Origin of the sequence: Draconibacterium sp., from assembly GCF_041583095.1 — a bacterium.
Lineage (GTDB): Bacteria > Bacteroidota > Bacteroidia > Bacteroidales > Prolixibacteraceae > Draconibacterium.
The window spans coordinates 1-21,702 of sequence record NZ_JBFHGM010000013.1 but is presented as its reverse complement, the minus strand read 5'-3'; the positions used below and the strand labels follow the sequence as shown (position 1 = coordinate 21,702).

Here is a 21,702-nt window from a genome sequence, read left to right as displayed (position 1 = left end):
TGTTTTTAAATTAGTTTTTTTAGCGCACTTAAAAGGCTTTCGTTTTCTTCCGAATTACCAATTGTTATTCGCAAACTTTCGTTGCACAAATGTACTTTCGAACGATCGCGGACAATTATTCCTTCCTCAACCAGGTAGTTGTAAATACCACGGGCATCGTGCATTTTTACCAACAGGAAGTTTGCCTCTGACGGAAAAACTTTGATTACAAACGGAAATTCAGCCAACAGTTTTTCCATTTTATCGCGCTCGGCAATAAGCAGTTTCACCCATTTTTGCACGGTAACTTTTTTGTCGAGCAGTAACATGGCTTTTTCCTGGGTAAGAATATTCAGGTTGTACGGGTACTTTATTTTGTTCAGAATACCAATCAATTCTGTGCTTCCGAATGCCATTCCCAAACGTATTCCGGCCATTCCCCAGGCTTTCGAAAAAGTTTGCAGAATTACGAGGTTTGGGTAGTGTTCCAGCTCCGGCATCAGGGTTTTCCCCGGCGCAAAGTCGATGTATGCTTCATCAATAATTACCAGCCCATGAAACTGGTTGGCCAGCTCCAACATCGCATCTTTATTCAAACTGTTGCCGGTTGGATTGTTGGGCGAACATAAAAATATCAGTTTGGTATTTTTGTCGGTTTCGCCAAGAATGTCGTTGATGTTCAGCTGAAAATCTTCGGTTAACGACACTTTGCGTAGCTCAACGCCTGAAATATCGGCTGCAACCTGGTACATGCCGTAGGTTGGGTCGATGGTAACCACATTGTCTTTTCCCGGCTCACAAAATGCACGGATTAGCAAATCAATTGGTTCATCGCTTCCGTTTCCCAGAAAAATATTTTCAGCATTTACCTTTTTCAAAGCCGCTATCTTTTCTTTTACCAAACGTTGCAGCGGATCGGGGTAGCGGTTGTAAGGTTCGTTAAACGGGTTTTCGTTGGCATCGAGAAAAACCATGGCGTCGCCACTATACTCGTCTCTTGCCGACGAGTATGGCTTCAGGTTTTTTATGTTTTCGCGGAGTAGATTATTTAGTTCCATTTTTTTCGATCTGTTTAAGGCGTAAAGTTACTGCATTTTTGTGCGCTTCAAGTTGTTCGGTAGCGGCCATTTTTTCGATAGCGGGGCCAATAGTTAAGAGTCCTTCCTCACTAATCTCCTGAAAGGTGATCTTTTTCAGAAAACTATCCAGATTTACTCCACTGTACGATCGTGCCCAGCCGTTTGTAGGCAATGTATGGTTGGTTCCCGAAGCGTAATCTCCTGCACTTTCAGGTGTAAATTCGCCCAAAAATACCGAACCTGCGTTAGTGATTTTCTCTGCCAGTTCCATATATATTTTTGTGCTGATGATCAGGTGTTCCGGTGCATATTCATTGATCAGATCAACACGTTCGGCATCATCCGAAACCACAATTAAAACACTGTGAGATAGCGCTTTTTCGGCGAGTTCTTTTCTTGGCAGTTGAGCAACTTGTGCTTCCACTTCAGCAACTACTTCTTTTAATGTATTTTCGTTATTGGTAACCAATACCACCTGGCTGTCGGCACCGTGTTCGGCCTGCGACAATAAATCGGAAGCCACAAAAGCGGGATTCGATGTTTCGTCGGCTACAACCAATACCTCAGAAGGACCGGCCGGCATATCGATCGAAACTTCGTTCATGCTAACCAGTTGTTTGGCAGCTGTTACGTATTGATTTCCCGGACCAAAAATTTTGTAGGTTTTCGGAACAGTTTCGGTACCGTAAGCCATTGCTCCGATGGCTTGAACACCGCCCAGTTTGTAGATTTGTGTTACGCCTGCAACCTTAGCAGCGTACAAAATTGCCGGATGAATGTTGCCATCTTTATCGGGTGGCGAACAAAGAACAATTTGTTTACAACCCGCAATTTTTGCCGGAAGAGCCAGCATTAATACGGTTGAAAAAAGTGGTGCTGTTCCGCCCGGAATATACAATCCAACTTTTTCGATGGCCACGGGTTTTTGCCAGCAAAGTACGCCGGGAGCGGTTTCCATCTTTCTGATTTCGGGCATTTGGACGCAGTGAAAAGCCTTTATGTTTTCAGCAGCCAAAGCAATCGCATCTTTTAAATGCTCATCGATTGTGGCTTCTGCCCTGGTAATTTCTTCGGGCGAAACCTCAAAATTATCCAGTTTAACACCGTCAAAACGTTCGGTGTATTCGCGTAATTTTTCATCGCCCTGCTCACGAATTTCAGTCAGTATATTTTGTACACGTCCGTACAATTCCGAAACATCGAAAAGCGGGCGTTTTAAAATATCGGTCCAGGTATTTCTCCCCGGATTTATATAAGTCTTCATGTAACTGTTTTTTTTGTTTTAAACCGTAAAGCCAGAATGTTGCCCGAAAATAACAAAAGAATTCCCAACGCTGCGAATACATCCCATCGGTAACCTTCAAAAAAAGTAGAAATTAACAAAGCGATAGCAGGAGTAATCAGTGCCACGTAAATCGAACGGTCGGGGCCAATTTCACCAAGCAGTTTTAAATAGGTTGAAAAAGCTACTATCGACCCGAAAATTGAAAGGTACAATAACGAAACCGAATAGTTCAGCGAAGCATCAAAACGAAGTGGTTTGCCAAGCAGCAATACCATTGCAAACATGGCCAATCCTCCATACAACATCCCGTAGGCATTGGCCTGCAAAACAGGTACGTTTTTCTTTTGCTTATATGCTGATATAATGTTTCCTAATGAAGCGAAAGTCAGGCCTCCGAAACAAAGCAAAAAGATGATCCAGTTGCCGTTTCCTCCCTGAAACTTTACCAACTCGTTCTTAAACAACAAAGCTGTTCCTCCAACTCCCAAAACTGCGGCCAAAATAACATCGGGCTTTATTTTTCCTTTTAACAGCACTGCATTGAAAAATATATTGAAGAAAATAATCAACGAAAATATCACTGCAACAATACCGCTTGTCAGGGTCGTTTCCACTTCGTAAACAAACCAGTAGTTCATTCCGAAAAGACAAAGCCCCAGCAGAAGCATCATCAGGTGTTCGCGCAGCGTGAATTTCATTTTTCTTCCAGTTGCCAGGCAAAATAAAATGAGCAGAATACCGGCTGCCAAAAAGCGATAGGCAACCGATAACAGCGGATCAACTGTTCCCAGTTGAAACTTAATGGCATACCATGTCGATCCCCAGATCAATGATGGAATGGCAAACAATATGTATTGTCTTGTAGTCATTTATTCATGAAACTGTTAACCCGATAGCTGCTTTTAAGAACGGCTTCATGGATCTAATTTCTAGAAAATCATTTTCTCAATAGGAACCACTAGAATTCCTTCGGCACCGGCTTTTTTCAACTTGCCAATCACTTCCCAAAAATCATCTTCTTCAATTACCGAGTGCATCGAGCTCCAGCCTTCTTTTGCCAGTGGAACCAGTGTTGGCGATTTCATTCCCGGCAGCAGCGAAGTTATTTCTTCTATTTTTTCATTTGGAACATTCAGAAGAATGTATTTTTTGCCTTCAGCACGTTGTACCGATTCGATTCTGAAAATCAGTTCATCAAGAATTTCCTGCTTTTTTGCCGAAAGGTTAGGATTGGCAATCAATACAGCTTCTGATTTCATTACTACCTCAACTTCTTTCAAACGGTTGCTCACCAGTGTAGATCCTGAGCTTACGATATCGAAAATAGCATCGGCCAAACCAATACCCGGTGCAATTTCTACCGATCCGCTAATCACATGAATCTCTGCGTTGATATTATTCTCGTCCAGAAACTTTTTCAGAATAACGGGGTAGGAGGTAGCAATTTTTTTGCCGTTGAAGAATTCAACACCCCGATAATCAAGTGACTTTGGAATAGCCAGCGAAAGTCGGCATTTCGAGAAACCAAGACGTTTGGCGATTACCACGTTTTCGTCTTTCTCGGCCATTTCGTTTTCGCCAACAACACCAATATCGGCAACTCCGTCGGCAACGGTTTGCGGAATATCATCGTCGCGTAAAAACAAGGCATCCATCGGGAAATTTTTCGCTTCCGATACCAATTTACGTCTGCCAACGCTTAATCCGATGCCGGCCTCGTTTATCAGGCCCATTGAGTCTTCGTTTAACCTTCCTTTTGTTTGAATAGCAATCTTAAGTTTTTCCATGTCTGTTTTATATAAAAAAAGGCCTGCCTTTAATGGCAAGCCTTTATGAATTAATATCGTTGAGTTTAAACAAAACAATTACAGCCTACCCGATGGTTGGTTCTTCCAATGATGGCCGTGATGTAATGTTGTTACTGTCATATCAGTTATTTTGATGCAAGTATAGTTATAAAATTGTATTGAACAATACGTATTGGTGTTAATTTAAAATTAAAGTTAAGCCGGCAATAAACATAAACACAATTTATGGTCTTTTATGAATTTTCCTGATAAGAAATTGATAATGTATTTTGTAGATTGCAATCGATTGCATAGATTTGCATCAAACTTAGATCAACATGAAGAAAACAATCATTCTTTTACTTGCCGCGATAGTTCTGGGAGGAACGGCGCAGGCACAAAAAGCGGGTAACGAAAAGCTTTTTAAAGACAGTTACATTAAAAAAACGATGAAAAAGGCGTTGGACTGGCAGTTGGAGCATCCAAAACACGAATTGTACGACTGGACCAACGGTGCATTCTACGCCGGGGTTGTTGCAGCTTACGAAACAACGGGCTCGAAAAAGATTTGGAAGGCCATGTACGAAATGGGAGAGGCCAACAACTGGAAACCGGGGCCACGTTTGCATCATGCCGACGATCATGTGATTTGCCAAACTTACATTGATATGTACAGGGTTTCGGGCGAAAAGGAAATGATTGAACCGTTTATTGCAACCATGGACGAGTTTATGAAAACGCCATACAAAGGCGATGGTATTCGTGAAAAGACGTGGTGGTGGTGCGATGCTTTGTTTATGGCACCTCCGGCATTTGTAAAGCTGGGAATGACTTTAGACGATGACAAATACCTGAAACTTTCGGATGAACTGTGGGAAGAAACCTACGACTTGCTTTGGGATAAAGAACATCATTTGTACGCACGAGATATGGGCTACAAATGGAACGAACCCGGAATTGAAGAAAAGAAAGAAGCCAATGGCAAGAAAATTTTCTGGTCGAGAGGAAACGGCTGGGTTATGGGTGGTTTGGTTCGTGTGTTAAGCGAACTTCCAAAAGATTATCCGAACCGTGATTTTTATATTCAGAATTACAAAGAAATGGCGGCAAAAATTCTTTCGCTGCAACAGGAAGACGGTTTGTGGCGTTCCAGCCTGCTCGATCCTGAATCGTATCCGGGAGGAGAAGCCAGTGGATCAGGTTTTTACTGCTATGCTTTGGCCTGGGGAATCAATAACGGCATTTTAGATGAAGCCACTTATCTTCCTGCGGTAGAGAAAGCATGGGTAGGATTAAATGGTCTGATTCAGCCCGACGGTCATGTGGGCTGGTGTCAGCCAATTGGTGCCGATCCTCGTAAAAACTTCGAAGCAGAGAGCTGGGAAGTATACGGAACGGGAGCCTTTTTGCTAGCCGGCAGCGAGGTGATTAAATTAGATTAGTCGATAAAATATTTTAACAATAAAAAGGCCGCTGCAAATCATTTTGCAGCGGTATTTTTACATATTGTTTAGTGATTATTTCACCTTTTTGGCAGTAATCGGCATCTCTCCATCAGGGCTATTTACACTTCCTTTCATATTTTCTCCTTCAACGGTTACTTTAAGGGTAACGTAATTGTAGTCAACATAAAGACCAAATTTTAATACGCCTTCGCTGTAAGTAACATCTTTCAGATCGATCTTGTACCCATCTTCCAGTTTAACATGACCGGTCAGGTTGCCTTCCTTTTCTTCAAATACAAGATTTCCGGCATTATAACCGTAAGGCGCACTCGGAACTTCGTATTTCCATTCTCCAATTACTTCTTTATTGTTCGAAGAGTTGCTTGCATTAACTGTAATCGTAGCAGCAAAAAGGATAAAAACAAAAAACATTAATTTTTTCATTGTATAAAATTTAGGTGTGATTTTAAATTGCACTTGTTTAGTGTGTTACAAAGATTGGCAGCAACATTCGTTTTTGCAAATTAAAGGGACGAAATTCGCTATTTAGGGATAAAAATTCGACAGTCAGGATAAAACGGTTAAAAGCAGTGGCGAATATTTTTCGGATACCGGAATAGTTACTTCTGAAGAATTCAGGTGAAGACTCAGCTTTTTATTTTCTTTCTGAACAAAGTCAACATTTTGGATATTCACAATAAATGAACGATGACAACGCAGTATCGATTCAGACCCCAACTGGCTTTCTATATTTTTCATGGTATTCCGCAAAAGTTTTCGTTGTAATTTTCCTTCCAATATAAAGTTTACGGTTACATAATTGTCGGTTGACTCAATGTAAAGAAAATCCTTGCTTCGAACCGAAAAACGGGGTTTCCCTTTTTCATCAGTAAAAGTTAAAAGCTGGTTTTTGTCGGTTCCGGAAAGTTTGTTTTGTAGTTGTTCAATTTCTTCGATGTGCTTTTTGTAATAAATCAGAAGAAGCGCAAACGAGTATGGAATCATAATCCCAAGCACGGTGTATTTTAACGAAAAAAGGAAATCGTTGATAAAGTTACCAATCGGATTGCCGTACAGAAAAATATAAACGAGGCTGATCAATACAATCTCAACAAGAATCCACAACAAGTAGCTTTTAAGTTTGAATGTTTGTTGATGGAAAATTTTACGAAGTGGAAATTGCGTGATCAATAATACCAGCGACGAAATAAAACCATAGCTCGAAAGTCTGAGGAATTGAATAATTGGAGAATCGGAATACCAACGACCAATATTCCAGGGTTTAAAAACATTGATAAAGAAAATGCTGAAAACCAGAACGGTAAGAACCAGGAAGTACCTGTCTTTTTTGCGATCGAGCAAACTAAAGTTGTTATTTAAAAATGATAGGTTCAACGGATAGCTGTTTATTTGTCAATATTAAATGTTTGCTTCTTAATTTCAAAAAAACAATTTAATTATTCTTCCATAGTTGAATACTAAATAATATTTATTGCTTTGTGCGCTCAAGGGCATGGTATTTGTCGGAACAGAACACAATTAAACAATTACAGAAAGATTCAAGTCGTGAAACATACCATTATTATTTTATTTTTCGTAGCGCTGTTTGTCGCCTCGTGTACCGAAAAGCCGGCTGAGAATAGCGGTTTGCCGGAAATACTGTTGAAAAAATCGCAGGATATTTTACCCATTTCAAGTTTTGTTGAAAATCTGGATTACCTGGAATTAAAAGTAAACGAAGCCAAAATAGAATTCGGCGATATTTTAAACGTAAAAGAACTGGATGGCGATTTAGTCATTCTTCAACGTAGGGCGCGCGAAATTAGTTTTATCCGGTTTACACAAAAAGGCGAATTTATAAATACCATTGTGAGTAATAAGGAGGGGAGTGGAAGAATTAAAAATCCTCTGGATATTATTACTTATCAGAAAGATTTTGCAGTATTGGCCGGGGATGGAATTTACATTGTTGGGAAAGACGGAAAATACAAAAGCAAACTGGTTTCTGCGAAAATGCCCGGAACAAAATTCTTTGAGTCGAAAAACCAGTTTTATGTGGTGAACGATGTGCCCGGTCATGGTTTGTATACTGTGTATTCGCAAAAAAGTAAAGGTAAAAGAATCAACTTTCCTGAAGATCGTTTGAGAGATTTGGGACGTTCGAATTTGGCAGCTGTGGAAGCTGCAAACATTTCGCTGGTATCATCGTACAGCGATACGGTTTTTGCCTATAATAATTCGGCTTTTCAACCTGAATATTTAATTGAAAGTGATGGTTATCCTTCGTTTGCAGAAATTTGGCGAAACACCGGCGACAAAGATGATGTTGAGACACTGAAATACATTCATAACACGCACCATTCGAAAATAAAAAGCTACTTTGAAAATAAGAATTATATTTTTCTAACCTATTGGTTGGGCTCTCACCAAACTACTGCACTGATTAAAAAGAAGGATTGGGAAGCCACGTATTTTACCGAAGCAGTTAATAATATCGACGGAGGTATCTGGGACAATCCCGCGTTTCTATCAGAGTCCGATCAGCTTTACATACCCATAACAGCTTACAAAGTTGGGGGACATACAATTTCGGATAAACGCCACAACGAATTTGAAAAAGTGCAATTGCATATTGCAGCTTCCGGTAATCCCGTATTAATGCGTTGCCGATTGAAATAGGCTAATCAAAGTAGGGCTCTGTCAGTTCTCCACATTTGTATCCAAACATCATTCTTATCTGTGCTTCGTTGTTTCGCGGAAGTGAAAGTGGCGGAAGTTTGTTTTCGTTAAACCAGCCCACATCACACGTTTCCGGGCCTACTGAAATGGAGTCACCTTCTTTTTTACATAGCATAAAAATCTTATAAACATACTCGAATGCCGGCGGCATACCTTGTTTTTGTTTGTCCATAATGGCCAAAAGTCGCGTGGCTTTTACCTTTAAACCGGCTTCTTCCATACATTCTTTCTCGGCCACTTCGCCGGGGCTGAATGCTATATCCGTCCATCCGCCGGGTAGCGCCCATAGTTTATCTGCTTTTTCCTGTACCAGTAAAATCTTGTCATTTTCATTAAAAACAATGGCTCTTACATCTACTTTAGGCGTTCTGTAACCGTTACGTTCTTCAATAACCGGAATAATTTCAGATACAGGTATGCGCGTAATCTTCTCCAGCATTTCCAGACAAATGTCTCTTATTTCCTGGTAACGTTCAATGTCGTAAGCAATAGTGTTGTATTCCAGCCCGATTTCGGCCAGGGCATGCAGGCGTTTTATTTTCTCGAAATAGTATTTGCTCATATTTTTTCTTAAATGTTTTTGTGACAGAGGTGGTTTTCATTTCTGTACCATAAAGCTACTGTTCTTTTTTTACCAGCATTAATTTGTTGCCTTCCAGCTCGGAGTAGCCCTGATCATAAACAAAGTAATAAACGCGCCCGGTTTTGGTGGTGTAGGTATTGGTAAAATAGCCAAAGTTAAAGCCTCGTTTTTTGAGGGAACTTTTATAGGTAGTGGTTTTTTCTTCCGGGTTTAGCTCTTCCAAAATCGAATGATTGTTTTTCAGAATGCGATTGATCTTTCGCATAAAATTGGTCGAGCCACTGGCCTTTTTATTGTTGTAGGCGTTGCGACAACTGTCGTTACAAAACTTCTGGTCGGCTCGTCCTTTTAATGGTTCTCCACATTCGAGGCAGCTTCTTTTTTCCATTTTGTTGCTTTTTGTTTGAGTTGCTAAAGTGCTAATATATAAAAATATATCCGTTTGTAAACGTTTGCAAACGTTTATTGTCGACTACAAACGTTTAAAAACCGAATAAGCTTTACCCGTCAATCTACCTTTGTTTCAACAATTGCGTTACAGGACTCGCATAAGACACAGTCCTAAATTATTAACTAAAAAAGGAAATATCATGAATGCATTAAGAAACAGCGTACGATTGTTAGGTCATTTGGGAGAAGATCCAAAAGTAAGAAGATTAGAGAGTGGAAAAGTAGTTGCCAATTTTAACATTGCCACCAACGAAATTTACCGCGACAGTAACGGAAACAAACAAACCGAAACCACCTGGCACCGTTTGGTGGCCTGGGGTAAAAATGCCGAAGTGGCTGAAAAGTATCTGAAAAAAGGAAAGGAGATTGCCATTGAAGGAAAATTGACAAACCGCCAATGGGAAGATAAAAACGGCGAGAAACAGTATATGACTGAGATTGTAATTAACTCGCTGTTGTTGTTAGACAAGGCATCGAATTAACAGCCGATAAAGTTAATCTACAAAAAAAAACAGTAGTATTGAAGTAATGATGCTACTGTTTTTTTATTGGCTTAGTTCTGAAGTTCAAACTCCGGCAATTACGCCCTTTAGTGAATAGGCAATTGCCAGCACGTCTTTTTGCGTTTGATCGTCGATATTATTCTTTGTCAGTGCTTTCATAATATCGTCGATAACATGCATGTATTCGCCCTGGCTGATGTTCATGCCTTTATGCGATGAAAGCATGTCTTTCCCGGTATATTCCTGCGGACCACCACTTCCGGCTGCCAGAAAGTTAATAAGGTGTTGCCTTACTTCCGCAAAATGTTCAGGATCGTCTTTTAAGGGTAAAAAGCGTTTGTTGACTGCCGGATTGCTCATGTGATTTTCCACAATATCGTCAACAATCGACGTAATTCCTTCGATGCCTCTAAGTCGTGCGTAAAGGCTTTGTTCTACTGGTGTTTTCATGTTGTTTTGATTAAATGTTCCTATACAAGTTAGTGATTATATAAATAAGAGACAAATAGGTGTTTAAATAGATTTCGATTCTTTTCAGTGCTTTTGGGTTGGTAAGTGACTTTCAACAGTACACGGAAACTTGTTTGAAAACATATGAATGGATTACCATATTCGAAAATTGTGTTTTATTTTTATCATTGGTCGGCAACGCACTTAGGGCCAGACCGAGCTACAGACTATTAACGAAGTGAAGATTTAACTAATTAAACCAGAGTTTATGGCTATTCAACAAAAAGATAGAATTTACCTTGACGGGGAGTTGTATGGGCTGTTATCAACACCTTTAAAAGTGTTTTTCGAAGCGCGTCCTGATATTCCTGTTTTCAGAGGAAAAATACCGGAATGCAGAAGAGGTTATATGGCATCATGGCGCATCCGGAATAATGTACTTTACCTAACGGGTTTTCAGCAGGTGAGTCCCACTGTTGTTATTAATCCCCGAGACGTGCTTACCGGCTCCAAAATGGTAGCCGATTGGTATGACGGAACTCTTCGGATTCCCATTGATTCTGACAAGTCAGGTGCGGAAGGAGGCGATAATTCTCATGAAACCGAACTCCATATAACGTTGCAAGGTGGTGTTGTTTACAACCACGAAATTGTTCAGAAGAAACATGTTCCTTCTAATAGCTCTAAAAAGAATAACGTTTTATAGGCTGGAATTATTTGGGTTAAAGAGTTGGGGGAATAAATTTAATCCGTCGAAATCATTTTTACGGGTGCTGGTCCTGGTGGAGGAGCTGATATATCCATATCATGAAATTCCAGTACCTTTTCTTTAAAACTGTTTTCGAAAGAACCATTCGAGGCTGCTACATTTTGCAAAAAATTATCAGATCCCGGGCCTTCATGTAAAACAACCACAACCGGACCATCGGGTGTTTCTGCCAACCATGCATCATGACGGGTTAATCCGTGTTTTTTGTTGAATTCATTAAACGCCTGACTTTGTTCTCCACTAAACGATTTTGCCCAATCTTTCCAGGCATCTACTTTTTCCTTCTTTAAAGGAGCAAGAATTAATCCCATAACTTAAATGTTTAATAATGAATAATTTGAATAACTATTAAAATTAAGACAAATAAGTCTTTAATCAAAAGTCGTGAGGTGCTAATATTGCTGTGCTGTGTTAATAATTCTTAATCAACGGCGTACGGAGCTATTTATGGATAGGAGGTGGATTCGCAATATCAAAACGCCCATTTTACACGCACATAAACTGCCTGACCGTAATCGCCGTATTCAGTACCTTCTCGTCCGAAGAATAACTGTCCATTCAGCATTAATTCCCAGTTATCGCCCAACGAGTAGGTTAAGGCCGGACCAAGATATGAGGAACCATCGGTGGGATTTAGCATAGTTGACAGGTTGGCAGAGAGCAGTGGAGTAAAAGGATAACTAATTTGGCCGAACAATTGGTATTTCCCCAATGAAAGCATTTTGGCAGAAATATCGGGAGCAAAAAAACTACGGCCACCAGCATCGCCTGTTGTTCCGTAGCTGTTGAATAAGGTTCCGAAATGCAGGTAAAAGCTGTTGGAGAATGTATAATCTGCCGAAACTGATGCTACAAATGTTTCGAAGTTCTCTGGATCTTCCTTATCGCGCGGACGAAACCAGGTTGCTTCACCCCGGAATCCGGCACCTTTTATATCGCCGGCCCAACCGCAGCCTAAAACGTAGTCTTTGCCAACCCAGCCACCCAAAAACTGGATATCGTAATTAAATTTCGAAAAGCGGTACATCCCGGCAATGGCGGTTTCATCATTGATGTGTCCGATCTTATAGACCAATTCAGCCGATGAAGTTACTCCGGTATAGTATTGCAAGCGAATTCCGTCGGTGCCGGGGCGTTCTTCGTAATCAAAATCAAAGTAGGAAAAAGTGTTGAACACATCGTTAGGATTCCAAACCAGGTTCGTGCCCCAGTTAATACGTTGGCGTCCGAGTCTTACCTGCAATTTCCCGCTTGTGTAATCAATCCATGCCCGGTCGAGCATCGTATGTAAAAACCAGCTGTCGGCAGAAAGTAACACGGTTCCCAATTCTAAATAACCGTTATCGGCATCAACAAAATCTTCGTAATCGGGAAACTCACGGATCATTTGCCCCATGTAAATGCGGTTGCGGGCTTCCAAGGCAAATGTCAGTTTTTCCGATGCATACCACCTGAAATTTAAACGGTTGTGTATCTCATTCAGAAATAGGTAATCCAACGATTTATCTGTGGAAATGGGAATAGGCTCCACCGGGTGATAATACATACCCAGATCTTTTATGTAGCCGTAAAACGACAGTTTAGACTGTGCTTGTATTACAAGGCTAGAAAGTATAAGAGTTAGTATGAGTAAAGCTTTTTTCATTTTTTGAATCCTGTTTGATCAGGTGTTTTCTATTTTCTAAATCATATAAATGTCGAATTTCGACAAACCACTTGAGATCCAAGATTGGAATAAACACAAACAAGCTATATTAGCCTGTACTTCTTCAATCTTAATTCGTTAATCATTATTCATCGTTCATTGGTTTCCCATTCCTCCCGCAAAATCCATCACGCACATGGTAGTGTATCGCGGATGAGTTCCGCAGGCCACGCCAATTTTTTTAAAATCAGCTTGAAGAAGGTTGGCGCGGTGACCACGGTTTTTAACGCCATCATCGATTAATAGAAAAATTACGATTTGCCGTGCAGAGGTATTTCCATATGCAATATTCTCCGCAATACGAACCTGCCATTTGCCGTAACGTTCAATACGTACTTTCGAGTTTGAACGATCCTTTCCAATATGTCCTGTTCTTCCAGTTTTTGCCTGATCTTTTTGATGATCATTGGCCGCTTTGGTCAATAATTTGTCGGGATATACAATCGGAGCAGGAGATGCATTTTTCAGAAAACGGACACATTCACGCAATGCGCTTACGCCTTCCTGCGTCATTATCGATTTATGGCCGGGGTAGTGCAATATTTTTTTGTCGTAGTATTGGGCGAGGGGAGCAATATATTTCTCAGCGTACGCCGACGGATCAGAACGGAACAAGTTGACTTCGTAAATCACTTCTTTCTCCAGTTCCGACAAGTAATTGACATCGGCAGCAGTGTTTAGCGTACGGTTTTTTGTTTCTCCTGTGGCTGAAACTGTAAGGGTCAATGCGATTAAAAATAGGACTATCCGGATTTTCACTTTTATACTTGTTTTAATGGCATCTTCTTAAACAAAAGCTGTTATTTTCTGATGTCGCTGATGATCTTTCCATCTTCTATGGTAATTACACGCCGCGCTTTGTTTACCACCCGCTGGTCGTGCGTTGAAAATATAAACGTTATTTTTTCCTCTTTATTAAGTTGCTCCATAATATCGAGCAGATTTTCGGTGGAGTGCGAATCGAGATTGGCAGTAGGCTCATCCGCCAGAACGAATTTGGGTTTCGATGCCAGTGCTCGTGCAACAGCCACCCTTTGTTGTTGCCCGCCCGACAATTTCGATGGTCGTCGATCCATCATCTCGCCCAGTCCAACGGCTTTTAACAGTTCGCTGGTACGTGCATCGCGGTCGGCTTTTTTGCTTCCCTGCAAATGCATAATAAATTCCACATTTTCTTTGGCAGTAAGAACAGGAATCAGGTTATAAGCCTGGAAGACAAAACCAATGTTTTTCATTCTGAAATCAGTTAGTTTTCGTGATGAAAGTTCATTGATCTTAACGCCTTCAATTTCAACCGAGCCTTCAGTGGCGTCATCCAAACCGCCAATAATATTCAGCAAGGTTGTTTTTCCCGATCCCGACGGACCAACGATGGCGGTAAATTCAGCTTCTTCAATCGACATATCTATTCCGTTAACCGCATGTACAGAAACGGAGCTGCCGTTATAAATTTTGTGCAGGTTTTTGATTTCTATTATTTTCATTGCTGTCGTAATTAATTCATTCTACTATTCTAATCCTCAAATATTCTAATCTTTCTTATTCCGTTCTCGTGGCTTCAGCCGGATTCAATTTCAGCGCTTTTCGTGCCGGGTAAATTGCAGAGATCAGTCCTGTAAAAACTACCAGCGTAATTAATATTCCTAATGAGTGAGATGGAAATACCGTTGCAATTTCGGTTGACATACCGTATTGCTCCAATCCCTGGGCAAAAGCGGAAAGATTGATTGGATGTTGTTCGAAAATTCGGGAAACACCTATTCCGAGAAGGATTCCGACTAAGCCCCCCGTTAGAGTAAGCATAACAGATTCCAGGATGATCATGTTAAAGATTTTCCGTTTATTCATTCCAATAGCCATTAACATTCCAATTTCTTTTACACGTTCCAGCACTGCCATCAGCATGGTATTGATAATGCCGAAACACAATGCGATGAGGATGATCAGTATAAATATGTACATGTACTGATCCATGGAATCGGTAATGAGTGACATTTCAGGACTTAATTCTTTCCAGGTTTGCACGTCCATTCCGGGGGCAGTTTTTTGCACTGCCGGTTTTACCAATGGCGCATAACTGTTGTCTTTTAACAGAATGGCAATTTCGTGTACCGCCTCGGGTTGAATGCCAATTTGCGATCGCAGATCGTTGATGTTGACGAACAAATGCATTTCATCGAAACCGGTGTTTACTGTTTTATAAATACCTGCCACGCGGTAGCCTTTTGATGATAAGTCGCCATTAAAATCAACCAGTTGTACATTTATTTTTGTGCCTACTTTTAAACGTAGTTTGTCGGCAAGTTTTTTGCCCACCAATACCGGGGGCATCCGGCTGGTTTTTTCAAGGTAAGTACCTTCAACCAGGTGTTGCCAAATATCAGTAACCAGCTTTTCTTTCTCCGGATCGATCCCCAGCATTTTGCCTCCACCTGTTCCGTGAGCAGCCATAATAAAAGGCTCAGCAATCAGTCGGGGAGAGGCAGCTTCTACCGAATCGAGCGCTGCAATTTGTTCGGCCAGTGTAAAGCCATTTGGTATAAATAATTCCGATTCGGTGTTGTCCAAAAAATGCAGAGCGTGCACCTGTATGTGCGACAACTCCGATTTGGTGGCCGATTCAATCCGCGAGTTGTACATGCCATTCATAAATGCCATCATGAATATGCCTGCAAAAAGGCCCAGCGCAATGGCCGCAATCATTACTATACTGCGGGTTTTGCTTCGCCAAACGTTTCGCCATGCTATTGAAAGTATCATTTTGTTTTATTTATGTCGGAAGACGAAGTTGGAAGTCTGAAGAGTTCTGCTTCAAATCCAAACTGTTGTATTCCTGATTATTATTCATCTTAATAATTGTGAGAACTGAAAACTGTGACTGTAAACTTTCTTACGCCCGCATTGCTTTCGTGATTTTTAACCGGCTAACATTTGTTATCGGGAAAATCGCTATAAAAATACTGATGAGGAAAACCACAATGATCTGGTTGTAGAAGAGCGAGGCTTTCATGGAAACGAACATATACGGCTCCATGCCATAAATTTCGGTGGCTTTTGCCATATCGCCGGTTAGCGGAATTGGGTTGTAGAAGAAGTACAGACAGAAAAAGTAACTAAATATCAGTCCAACTGCGCAGCCGATCAGGCCGATAAAAAGTGTTTCGATAAAAACCAGCGATGCTAATTTTCTTTTTTGCATACCTACGGCGTGTGTCACTCCAAACTCGCGCTGGCGTTCTTTTACCATCATGATAACTACGCTAAACATACCGAAGGCAATGACCAGATAAAGAATCCCAAGCATGATAATGCCACCGCCGCGGTCGCTTTGAATTATTTGCACCAATTCAGGTGTCATTTCTGTCCAGGTCATTACCGTGTTCTTTTCCGGCAGAATTTGCTCAATTTCTTTCTTTATGTGATTAACGCTGTAATGATCATTGGTCATTACAACCAGCGAAGTAGACAAACCATAAGCTGAATAAAACTCGCGGGCTGTTTCAATATCCATGTATACCAGGCGTTTGTTAAACTCTGCATTGGGGTGTTTTATAATTCCTTTAATCGGAAATAAGCCACTGGCACTTATTCCGTGATATCCTTGAGAGATCATCACCAGTGTATCGCCAACATCCAGTTCCAGGTACTTGGCCAGTCCTCCGCTGATCACTACTTCTTTATCGCCCGATTTTATAAAGTCTCCCGACTGCATTTTTTTAGAAAGATTGGTGATCTGGTCTTCGGCTTCTGGTTCAATCCCCATCACCATGGCCGGTTTACTTTTCATGTGGTCGGCAGCCAATGAAAACGATTCAAGCCGGTTGGAAACCAGCGAAACGTCTTTTATGTTTTTAATCTGGTTTTGTAATTCTGCATCTACTTTGAAACTATTGTCAAGCGTACGTTCGTCCCAGTAGGCAGTATCCTGCACTTGTAAATAACCGGTGTAGAACTTAACCGAATTATCGATCATACTGTCGTACGAACCTTCCTGCATCGATCGCATCCACGAAGCCAGCAGCACGCTGAACACGATAGAAGATATGGCAATGATAGTTCGGCGTTTGTTGCGCCAAAGGTTTCGCCATGCTAGTTTTATGTTTGTTTTCATGACAAGGATTGATTTGTTGATGGATTGAAGGATTGAATTACTGAGCTGTTGAAGGACAGATGGATTGATGGGGTGATTGAGTTTTTTATATACATCGGTGTAGTTTTCATTTTTTAGCTTTTAGAGTTTTTGCGGGCCGAAGCCATAAGTTTAAGAATTTCCAAACTCTCCTGATGAAGGCGTTTTGTCTCAGTTGAGTTGCTTAATTTTGATTCTATTAACAGGTCCAACCACATTTCAGTTTCATCGGCTTCTTCCACTACGATGCTCAATTTGCTGAAAAATTCAGCTTTAGACCTCGCCCTGCAGGCTGCTCGATAATTGGCATAAACAGAACTACCTGAGCGTAGTAACTGGTTTTTAATTATATTGACCTCTTGAGATTTTGGCAGATTTTGACAAAGTTTAATTAATTCAAGCACGAATATTTTCAGTCGCGCTTTCATATTTTCACTAAAACTGATATTTGTATTTTGCATAATTCTTAAAATTGTATTCAGTATTTCAATCCCTCAATCCCTCAACAGCTCAGTAATTCAATCCTTCAATCCCTCAGCCCTTATCGTATTCTCTTCATATTCTGTTGCGAAAAAAAGCTCTCCTTCAAGTCAACATCAAACTCAATTTTATCAAAGATCATAACTGTTTTGTTGCCTTCTTCATCGGCCGGAATCATTTCCAAACGTGTTGGCATTTCGCGGTCGTCCATCATTTTTACATCCGTCAGAATTTCGGTATTTACCAGGTATCCGTCTTCGTCGTAAAACTCAGCTTTTAGCCAGTGCAATTCTTCTTTCGATATCCACATAATCACTTTTCCCCAAACGACGGGTGCATCTTCGTGGGGTATCAGTTCAATTTTATAGCACGAATAGCCGTCAACTTCTTCCTCGCCAAGCAGTTTGTTCGAATAGTCTTTTGCCATTTGCGATTCCTTAACCAAATCGTCGTTGGTAAAATCCGAGCCCATCCACGACTGCATCATCATCGACGGCGGAATTTTTATCATCCTTTCGATGTTGGGCACCCAGTTCCACATTTCTTTGTCGCGTTTCAGGAAAACCTGGCCTTTTTCTTTAGCCGGTGCAGTAATATAAATGAGCGAATAGTCATTGCCCAATGTCCAGTTTTTCATCGAGACTGTACGGCTCCACCCCGGGCGTTCAATTATCATAGTCATCTCGCCACGGCTGGATTCGCCTCTGAATTTTTCGTCGGCTTGTTTTATAATGGCCGTCATATCCTGGGCCAGCACAAAAAGGCTCACAAGCATAAAAGTTAGTGTAAGTTGTATGCGTTTCATTTTGGTAATTGTTGATTGTTAACGATTTTAAATGCTGCGGTAATTACAGCCTCTTCCAGTTTATCTATGGGGAAAACATCGGGGGCAGCAACACAGTATAAAAAGGCGCCTTCTATTAACGAGGAAATAGCCATTAGGTCGCTTTCCGGATCTGTGCTGCCCTGGTCTTTTATAAAACCATAAAATAGATTGAAAATGGGGGCCGCTTTTTCGGCGTAAGTATCGGCAAAAGTTTGTGAGATTTGAGGTTGCAGCAAGAGTGAAAAAAACAACTTCCAGTGCTGCATGTTATCGCGAAGGTGTTTGAAATTTTGCCGGATGAAATAGATAAATTCTTCTCGGGAGAGTATTCCGTCATGGTTAATATCCAGGTTGTCGTAAATTTCGTTAAAACCATGTTCCATCAGTTCGTCAAGTATTTCTCTCTTGCTGCTGAAGTAGTTGTATGTTAGTCCTTTGGAGATTTTTGCTTTAGCTGCAATCTGGCTAATTGAAGTGGCGTGATAACCATTTTCTGCAAATAATTCAAGAGCAGTTTCCATGATTAAATGTTTCTTCTGCTTTCTGATATCGTCGAATTGTTCCGGACTTCTTGGCATCTTTTTTATTTATTGATTGAACGGTCGGTCAAAGTTATGAGTTGTATTTTTTAATTCCAAGAAAAAATTGGATTAATTGACCGATTGGTCATACTTCTATAATTGAATTATAGACGAAAAAGTTCGAATTAAAAGTTTGTGATTGAAAATAAACAGGAAAATAATGGTCAATTTTGTCAATGCACCAATAGTTGCAAGCAAATGTAAAATAACTTGCTTTCTTTGCGCCCAATTGATTTTAATTGAAACGGGGCGTAATTAACCCCGTCGTACATAATTTACGTAAATGAAGATATTTGAAGGACATTCTTTCCATATACCCGTTCTGGGTGTAGGATATTCAATGGACACTCCTGTAAATGTTGCACCTTTCGGAATTTCATCAGTAATCTCGCTGGTTGATGATTCTTTGATGGAAACCATTCGCGAATTCTACTGTAAAAAGTTTGATTTGCCGTTTACTGCCATCCCGAAAAAGGAAGACGACCACAGGGCAAAACGCATAACATCGTACCTGAATACGATGGAAGAAGTGGTAAACAAAAAGGTTGAGAGCCTGAAAGCATCCTTATCGACTGTAGGAGGCGAATTGGAAAAATATTACGATATGCTTCCAGAGGCATCGGAACTGAAGGCGAAATTCAGCAACCTGGGTTTTAAAAAATCGGTTTCGGAAGAACTGAAAAAGTGGGTAAACGAGAAGTTGCCGGTGGGTTCGATTGATGTAAACATCATGACTAAACTCGACCAGGTAAACAAAAAAGATGGCGAAGAACTTCCCATCGAGTATAACGATGCACATGCGGCATTGCGTGGTTTTGCCAACAGTAACCTCAGTTCGTCGTTGGTACTTTCTGCAGGAATGAGCCCGCGTTTGTACAGCTACATCGAAAATTTCAAAGACTTTTTTCCTGATATTACAGGATCGATCAAAAAGAAAATTATTCTTAAAGTCAGCGATTTCCGATCGGCACTGGTACAGGGCAAAATGTTGGCTGCAAAAGGGCTGTGGGTTTCGGAGTACCGTATCGAATCGGGTGTAAACTGTGGAGGACACGCTTTCCCGACCAACGGTGTTTTGTTTGGGCCAATTTTGGATGAGTTCCGGCTGAACCGCCAGAAATTATTCGATACCTGCGCTGAGGTTTATAAAACTGCTTTACAGAAAAAAGAACTTTCGCAACCCGCTACTGAACCTGATATGAAAATTACAGCTCAGGGGGGTGTTGGTAATGCTGAGGAACACAACCTGTTGCTTGAGCATTACAACATGGACAGCGTAGGCTGGGGATCGCCGTTTATGCTGGTTCCCGAGGTTATCAGTATCGATACGGAAACCATGAACCTATTGGCTGATGGCAAGGAAAAGGATTATTATTACAGTGGTTTGTCGCCGCTGGGCGTTCCGTTCAACAGCATTAAAGGGGCATCGATGAGCCAGCTTCGTTTGGCAATGGCTGCCGATGGAAAAGCCGGAATGCCTTGTACGAAAGGATTTTTGAAGTACAACACTGAATACACTGAAAAACCGATTTGTACATCGTCGCGCCAGTACCAAAGTAAAAAGTTACAGGAGCTGGAGGCGCTGAATTTACCGGAAGCAGAATACAAAAAAGCCTACGATAAAATTACTGAGCCGGAGTGTTTGTGCATCGGGCTTGGAATTTCTATGCTGGAATCGAAAGGGATTGCGGTGAAGGAAAACGAAAAAGTAACTGTTTGTCCGGGACCAAATCTTGCCTATTTCTCAAAAATCTCTTCGTTGAAAGAGATGGTTGATCATATTTACGGCCGTATTAATTTGCTGGACAAAGGTTACCGTCCGCATATGTTTTTAAAAGAACTGAGTATGTATCTTGATATTTTTAAAGAGCGTATCGAGGCTTTTCAGAAAAATACCGACGACGTGAAAGAAAAACGTAACCTGGGGAAATTCAAAAGCAACCTGCTTGAAGGAATCGAATATTACAAAACCCTTTTTGGAGAAAAGAAAAAGGATGTGGTTCTTGAGCTGGAAAAACTTGTTCAAAAATATTCAGTTTTGAACGTGGACTTGTAATTGTTTTCAAAATAAACATATAAAAGCGGGATCCATTTACTTGGGTTCCGCTTTTTATTTTGTATTAAATATTAGACCTTCAAGGTTTTCAAAACCTTGAGGGTCTTGTTGTTAAAAACGGGCATAAAAAAACTCCCACCGAGGCAGGAGTACAGGATTTCATATCCTTCGGCATATAGCCTTATTGTGATAAGATATAAAATTGAATTTCTATGTTTTTGAACAGATGCTTTATAAAAGCAAGGCCAATATAATACTTTTTGTCAAAATCTGATTATATTTAACAACATAAATTTACTAATGACCTATTAAAACGCATCTCAAAATGGCTAAAATTTTAGGACTTGACCTTGGTACAAACAGTGTTGGTTGGGCTGTTGTAGAAAAAGAACGAGGAGAGGATTTTAAACTTCGGGAAAAAGGTGTACGCATATTTCAGGAGGGGGTAAAAATAGAGAAAGGTGTAGAAGGCTCAAAGGCTGCGGAGCGCACAGGCTTTAGAAGTGCGCGTAGAATTAAGTACCGGAGAAAAGTTCGAAAGGTAAATACTTTGAAAGTTTTATCAGATTACAGTTATTGTCCTGAACTGGATAAAGAAGAATTAAAGAATTGGCAATATAAAAAGATATATCCACAAAATGAATTATTTAAAGTCTGGTGGACAACAGATGATAAGGCAAATAAAAATCCGTATTATTTTCGAAATGTTGCGGTTACCGAAAAACTGGATTTAACAAAAGAAGAAAACCGTTTTGCCATTGGCCGTGCATTTTATCATATGGCTCAGCGGCGTGGATTCCTGAGTAACCGACTTGAAGGGACAAAAGAAAGTGAAGGGGCAGTAAAAAAATCAATT

General features: G+C 40.7%; 24 protein-coding genes. 6 read left to right on the top strand and 18 right to left on the bottom strand.

All coding sequences use genetic code 11. The annotated features are described in order from the left end of the window. Positions 1-5: 5 nt before the first annotated feature. Genes hisC through hisG form a run of 4 tightly spaced genes read right to left on the bottom strand, consistent with a single transcriptional unit; the run spans position 6 to position 4,130 of the window. Entirely contained in the window at positions 6-1,037 is a 1,032-nt protein-coding gene (gene hisC, locus ABZB17_RS02290; RefSeq protein WP_372647895.1) for a histidinol-phosphate transaminase, read from the bottom strand. Beyond that, positions 1,024-2,322, bottom strand: coding sequence for a histidinol dehydrogenase (hisD, locus tag ABZB17_RS02285; protein WP_372647893.1), 1,299 nt, complete (start codon positions 2,320-2,322; stop codon positions 1,024-1,026). The genes hisC and hisD overlap by 14 nt, the downstream gene beginning before the upstream one ends. After that, positions 2,319-3,212 (bottom strand): DMT family transporter, encoded by an 894-nt coding sequence (locus ABZB17_RS02280; protein WP_372647891.1) that lies wholly within the window; start codon positions 3,210-3,212, stop codon positions 2,319-2,321. The genes hisD and ABZB17_RS02280 overlap by 4 nt, the downstream gene beginning before the upstream one ends. Positions 3,213-3,272: 60 nt before the next feature. Then, positions 3,273-4,130 carry an ATP phosphoribosyltransferase gene (hisG, locus tag ABZB17_RS02275; protein ID WP_372647890.1) on the bottom strand — a complete coding sequence of 286 codons (858 nt, stop codon included), beginning with the start codon at positions 4,128-4,130 and terminating at the stop codon, positions 3,273-3,275. Between the two features lie 338 nt (positions 4,131-4,468). Here hisG and ABZB17_RS02270 point away from each other — a divergent pair, with 338 nt between their 5' ends. Then, positions 4,469-5,572 (top strand): glycoside hydrolase family 105 protein, encoded by a 1,104-nt coding sequence (locus tag ABZB17_RS02270; RefSeq protein WP_372647889.1) that lies wholly within the window; start codon positions 4,469-4,471, stop codon positions 5,570-5,572. 75 nt (positions 5,573-5,647) lie between these two features. Here ABZB17_RS02270 and ABZB17_RS02265 read toward each other — a convergent pair whose 3' ends face one another. Both ABZB17_RS02265 and ABZB17_RS02260 read right to left on the bottom strand, forming a co-directional pair. After that, positions 5,648-6,019, bottom strand: a complete 372-nt coding sequence (locus tag ABZB17_RS02265) for a hypothetical protein (protein WP_045033299.1) — start codon at positions 6,017-6,019, stop codon at positions 5,648-5,650. A 123-nt stretch (positions 6,020-6,142) separates the two neighbouring features. Next, entirely contained in the window at positions 6,143-6,970 is an 828-nt protein-coding gene (locus tag ABZB17_RS02260; RefSeq protein ID WP_372647888.1) for a LytR/AlgR family response regulator transcription factor, read from the bottom strand. Positions 6,971-7,141: 171 nt separating this feature from the next. Here ABZB17_RS02260 and ABZB17_RS02255 point away from each other — a divergent pair, with 171 nt between their 5' ends. Next, positions 7,142-8,254 (top strand): 6-bladed beta-propeller, encoded by a 1,113-nt coding sequence (locus tag ABZB17_RS02255; protein ID WP_372647886.1) that lies wholly within the window; start codon positions 7,142-7,144, stop codon positions 8,252-8,254. Between the two features lies 1 nt (position 8,255). On the opposite strand, the gene ABZB17_RS02250 is transcribed toward ABZB17_RS02255, so the two are convergent. Beyond that, positions 8,256-8,876, bottom strand: coding sequence for an NUDIX hydrolase (locus tag ABZB17_RS02250; protein ID WP_372647884.1), 621 nt, complete (start codon positions 8,874-8,876; stop codon positions 8,256-8,258). 55 nt (positions 8,877-8,931) lie between these two features. Then, positions 8,932-9,285 (bottom strand): hypothetical protein, encoded by a 354-nt coding sequence (locus tag ABZB17_RS02245; RefSeq protein WP_372647882.1) that lies wholly within the window; start codon positions 9,283-9,285, stop codon positions 8,932-8,934. A gap of 202 nt (positions 9,286-9,487) precedes the next feature. On the opposite strand from ABZB17_RS02245, the gene ABZB17_RS02240 reads away from it, so the two are divergent. Beyond that, entirely contained in the window at positions 9,488-9,829 is a 342-nt protein-coding gene (locus ABZB17_RS02240; RefSeq protein WP_372647880.1) for a single-stranded DNA-binding protein, read from the top strand. A gap of 84 nt (positions 9,830-9,913) precedes the next feature. On the opposite strand, the gene ABZB17_RS02235 is transcribed toward ABZB17_RS02240, so the two are convergent. Then, on the bottom strand, positions 9,914-10,300 hold the full coding sequence (locus ABZB17_RS02235; protein ID WP_372647879.1) for a group 1 truncated hemoglobin: 387 nt from the start codon (positions 10,298-10,300) through the stop codon (positions 9,914-9,916). A gap of 268 nt (positions 10,301-10,568) precedes the next feature. Here ABZB17_RS02235 and ABZB17_RS02230 point away from each other — a divergent pair, with 268 nt between their 5' ends. Next, positions 10,569-11,006, top strand: a complete 438-nt coding sequence (locus ABZB17_RS02230) for a hypothetical protein (protein ID WP_372647877.1) — start codon at positions 10,569-10,571, stop codon at positions 11,004-11,006. Positions 11,007-11,044: 38 nt separating this feature from the next. On the opposite strand, the gene ABZB17_RS02225 is transcribed toward ABZB17_RS02230, so the two are convergent. The 9 genes from ABZB17_RS02225 to ABZB17_RS02185 form a co-directional block, all read right to left on the bottom strand. Beyond that, positions 11,045-11,380 carry a hypothetical protein gene (locus tag ABZB17_RS02225; protein WP_372647876.1) on the bottom strand — a complete coding sequence of 112 codons (336 nt, stop codon included), beginning with the start codon at positions 11,378-11,380 and terminating at the stop codon, positions 11,045-11,047. 161 nt (positions 11,381-11,541) lie between these two features. Then, positions 11,542-12,714 (bottom strand): hypothetical protein, encoded by a 1,173-nt coding sequence (locus ABZB17_RS02220; RefSeq protein WP_372647874.1) that lies wholly within the window; start codon positions 12,712-12,714, stop codon positions 11,542-11,544. Positions 12,715-12,870: 156 nt separating this feature from the next. Beyond that, a complete protein-coding gene (locus ABZB17_RS02215) occupies positions 12,871-13,533 on the bottom strand; it encodes a CAP domain-containing protein (RefSeq protein WP_372647872.1) in 663 nt (220 codons plus the stop codon). A 41-nt stretch (positions 13,534-13,574) separates the two neighbouring features. Then, a complete protein-coding gene (locus ABZB17_RS02210; protein ID WP_372647870.1) occupies positions 13,575-14,258 on the bottom strand; it encodes an ABC transporter ATP-binding protein in 684 nt (227 codons plus the stop codon). A gap of 55 nt (positions 14,259-14,313) precedes the next feature. Beyond that, positions 14,314-15,534 carry an ABC transporter permease gene (locus ABZB17_RS02205; RefSeq protein WP_372647869.1) on the bottom strand — a complete coding sequence of 407 codons (1,221 nt, stop codon included), beginning with the start codon at positions 15,532-15,534 and terminating at the stop codon, positions 14,314-14,316. Positions 15,535-15,664: 130 nt separating this feature from the next. Continuing rightward, entirely contained in the window at positions 15,665-16,885 is a 1,221-nt protein-coding gene (locus ABZB17_RS02200; protein WP_372647867.1) for an ABC transporter permease, read from the bottom strand. A gap of 113 nt (positions 16,886-16,998) precedes the next feature. Further along, a complete protein-coding gene (locus ABZB17_RS02195; protein ID WP_372647865.1) occupies positions 16,999-17,364 on the bottom strand; it encodes a four helix bundle protein in 366 nt (121 codons plus the stop codon). 80 nt (positions 17,365-17,444) lie between these two features. Continuing rightward, a complete protein-coding gene (locus tag ABZB17_RS02190; RefSeq protein ID WP_372647864.1) occupies positions 17,445-18,188 on the bottom strand; it encodes an outer membrane lipoprotein-sorting protein in 744 nt (247 codons plus the stop codon). After that, the gene (locus ABZB17_RS02185) at positions 18,185-18,787 is read right to left on the bottom strand and encodes a TetR/AcrR family transcriptional regulator (protein ID WP_052671144.1); all 603 of its coding nucleotides are present in this window, start codon (positions 18,785-18,787) and stop codon (positions 18,185-18,187) included. Before ABZB17_RS02185 ends, ABZB17_RS02190 begins: the two co-directional genes overlap by 4 nt. A gap of 286 nt (positions 18,788-19,073) precedes the next feature. On the opposite strand from ABZB17_RS02185, the gene ABZB17_RS02180 reads away from it, so the two are divergent. Both ABZB17_RS02180 and cas9 read left to right on the top strand, forming a co-directional pair. Further along, complete coding sequence (locus ABZB17_RS02180; RefSeq protein WP_372647862.1) at positions 19,074-20,846, top strand: hypothetical protein; 1,773 nt, start codon at positions 19,074-19,076, stop codon at positions 20,844-20,846. A gap of 325 nt (positions 20,847-21,171) precedes the next feature. Beyond that, positions 21,172-21,702: type II CRISPR RNA-guided endonuclease Cas9 (gene cas9 / locus ABZB17_RS02175; RefSeq protein ID WP_372647860.1), on the top strand; the 531-nt coding region annotated here is incomplete at its 3' end.

Coding starts and splice junctions, on each gene's coding strand:
- hisC (WP_372647895.1), bottom strand. CDS start 1,037: ATGGAACTAAATAATCTACTCCGCGAAAACATAAAAAACCTGAAGCCA.
- hisD (WP_372647893.1), bottom strand. CDS start 2,322: ATGAAGACTTATATAAATCCGGGGAGAAATACCTGGACCGATATTTTA.
- ABZB17_RS02280 (WP_372647891.1), bottom strand. CDS start 3,212: ATGACTACAAGACAATACATATTGTTTGCCATTCCATCATTGATCTGG.
- hisG (WP_372647890.1), bottom strand. CDS start 4,130: ATGGAAAAACTTAAGATTGCTATTCAAACAAAAGGAAGGTTAAACGAA.
- ABZB17_RS02270 (WP_372647889.1), top strand. CDS start 4,469: ATGAAGAAAACAATCATTCTTTTACTTGCCGCGATAGTTCTGGGAGGA.
- ABZB17_RS02265 (WP_045033299.1), bottom strand. CDS start 6,019: ATGAAAAAATTAATGTTTTTTGTTTTTATCCTTTTTGCTGCTACGATT.
- ABZB17_RS02250 (WP_372647884.1), bottom strand. CDS start 8,876: ATGAGCAAATACTATTTCGAGAAAATAAAACGCCTGCATGCCCTGGCC.
- ABZB17_RS02245 (WP_372647882.1), bottom strand. CDS start 9,285: ATGGAAAAAAGAAGCTGCCTCGAATGTGGAGAACCATTAAAAGGACGA.
- ABZB17_RS02240 (WP_372647880.1), top strand. CDS start 9,488: ATGAATGCATTAAGAAACAGCGTACGATTGTTAGGTCATTTGGGAGAA.
- ABZB17_RS02235 (WP_372647879.1), bottom strand. CDS start 10,300: ATGAAAACACCAGTAGAACAAAGCCTTTACGCACGACTTAGAGGCATC.
- ABZB17_RS02230 (WP_372647877.1), top strand. CDS start 10,569: ATGGCTATTCAACAAAAAGATAGAATTTACCTTGACGGGGAGTTGTAT.
- ABZB17_RS02225 (WP_372647876.1), bottom strand. CDS start 11,380: ATGGGATTAATTCTTGCTCCTTTAAAGAAGGAAAAAGTAGATGCCTGG.
- ABZB17_RS02220 (WP_372647874.1), bottom strand. CDS start 12,714: ATGAAAAAAGCTTTACTCATACTAACTCTTATACTTTCTAGCCTTGTA.
- ABZB17_RS02210 (WP_372647870.1), bottom strand. CDS start 14,258: ATGAAAATAATAGAAATCAAAAACCTGCACAAAATTTATAACGGCAGC.
- ABZB17_RS02205 (WP_372647869.1), bottom strand. CDS start 15,534: ATGATACTTTCAATAGCATGGCGAAACGTTTGGCGAAGCAAAACCCGC.
- ABZB17_RS02200 (WP_372647867.1), bottom strand. CDS start 16,885: ATGAAAACAAACATAAAACTAGCATGGCGAAACCTTTGGCGCAACAAA.
- ABZB17_RS02195 (WP_372647865.1), bottom strand. CDS start 17,364: ATGCAAAATACAAATATCAGTTTTAGTGAAAATATGAAAGCGCGACTG.
- ABZB17_RS02190 (WP_372647864.1), bottom strand. CDS start 18,188: ATGAAACGCATACAACTTACACTAACTTTTATGCTTGTGAGCCTTTTT.
- ABZB17_RS02185 (WP_052671144.1), bottom strand. CDS start 18,787: ATGCCAAGAAGTCCGGAACAATTCGACGATATCAGAAAGCAGAAGAAA.
- ABZB17_RS02180 (WP_372647862.1), top strand. CDS start 19,074: ATGAAGATATTTGAAGGACATTCTTTCCATATACCCGTTCTGGGTGTA.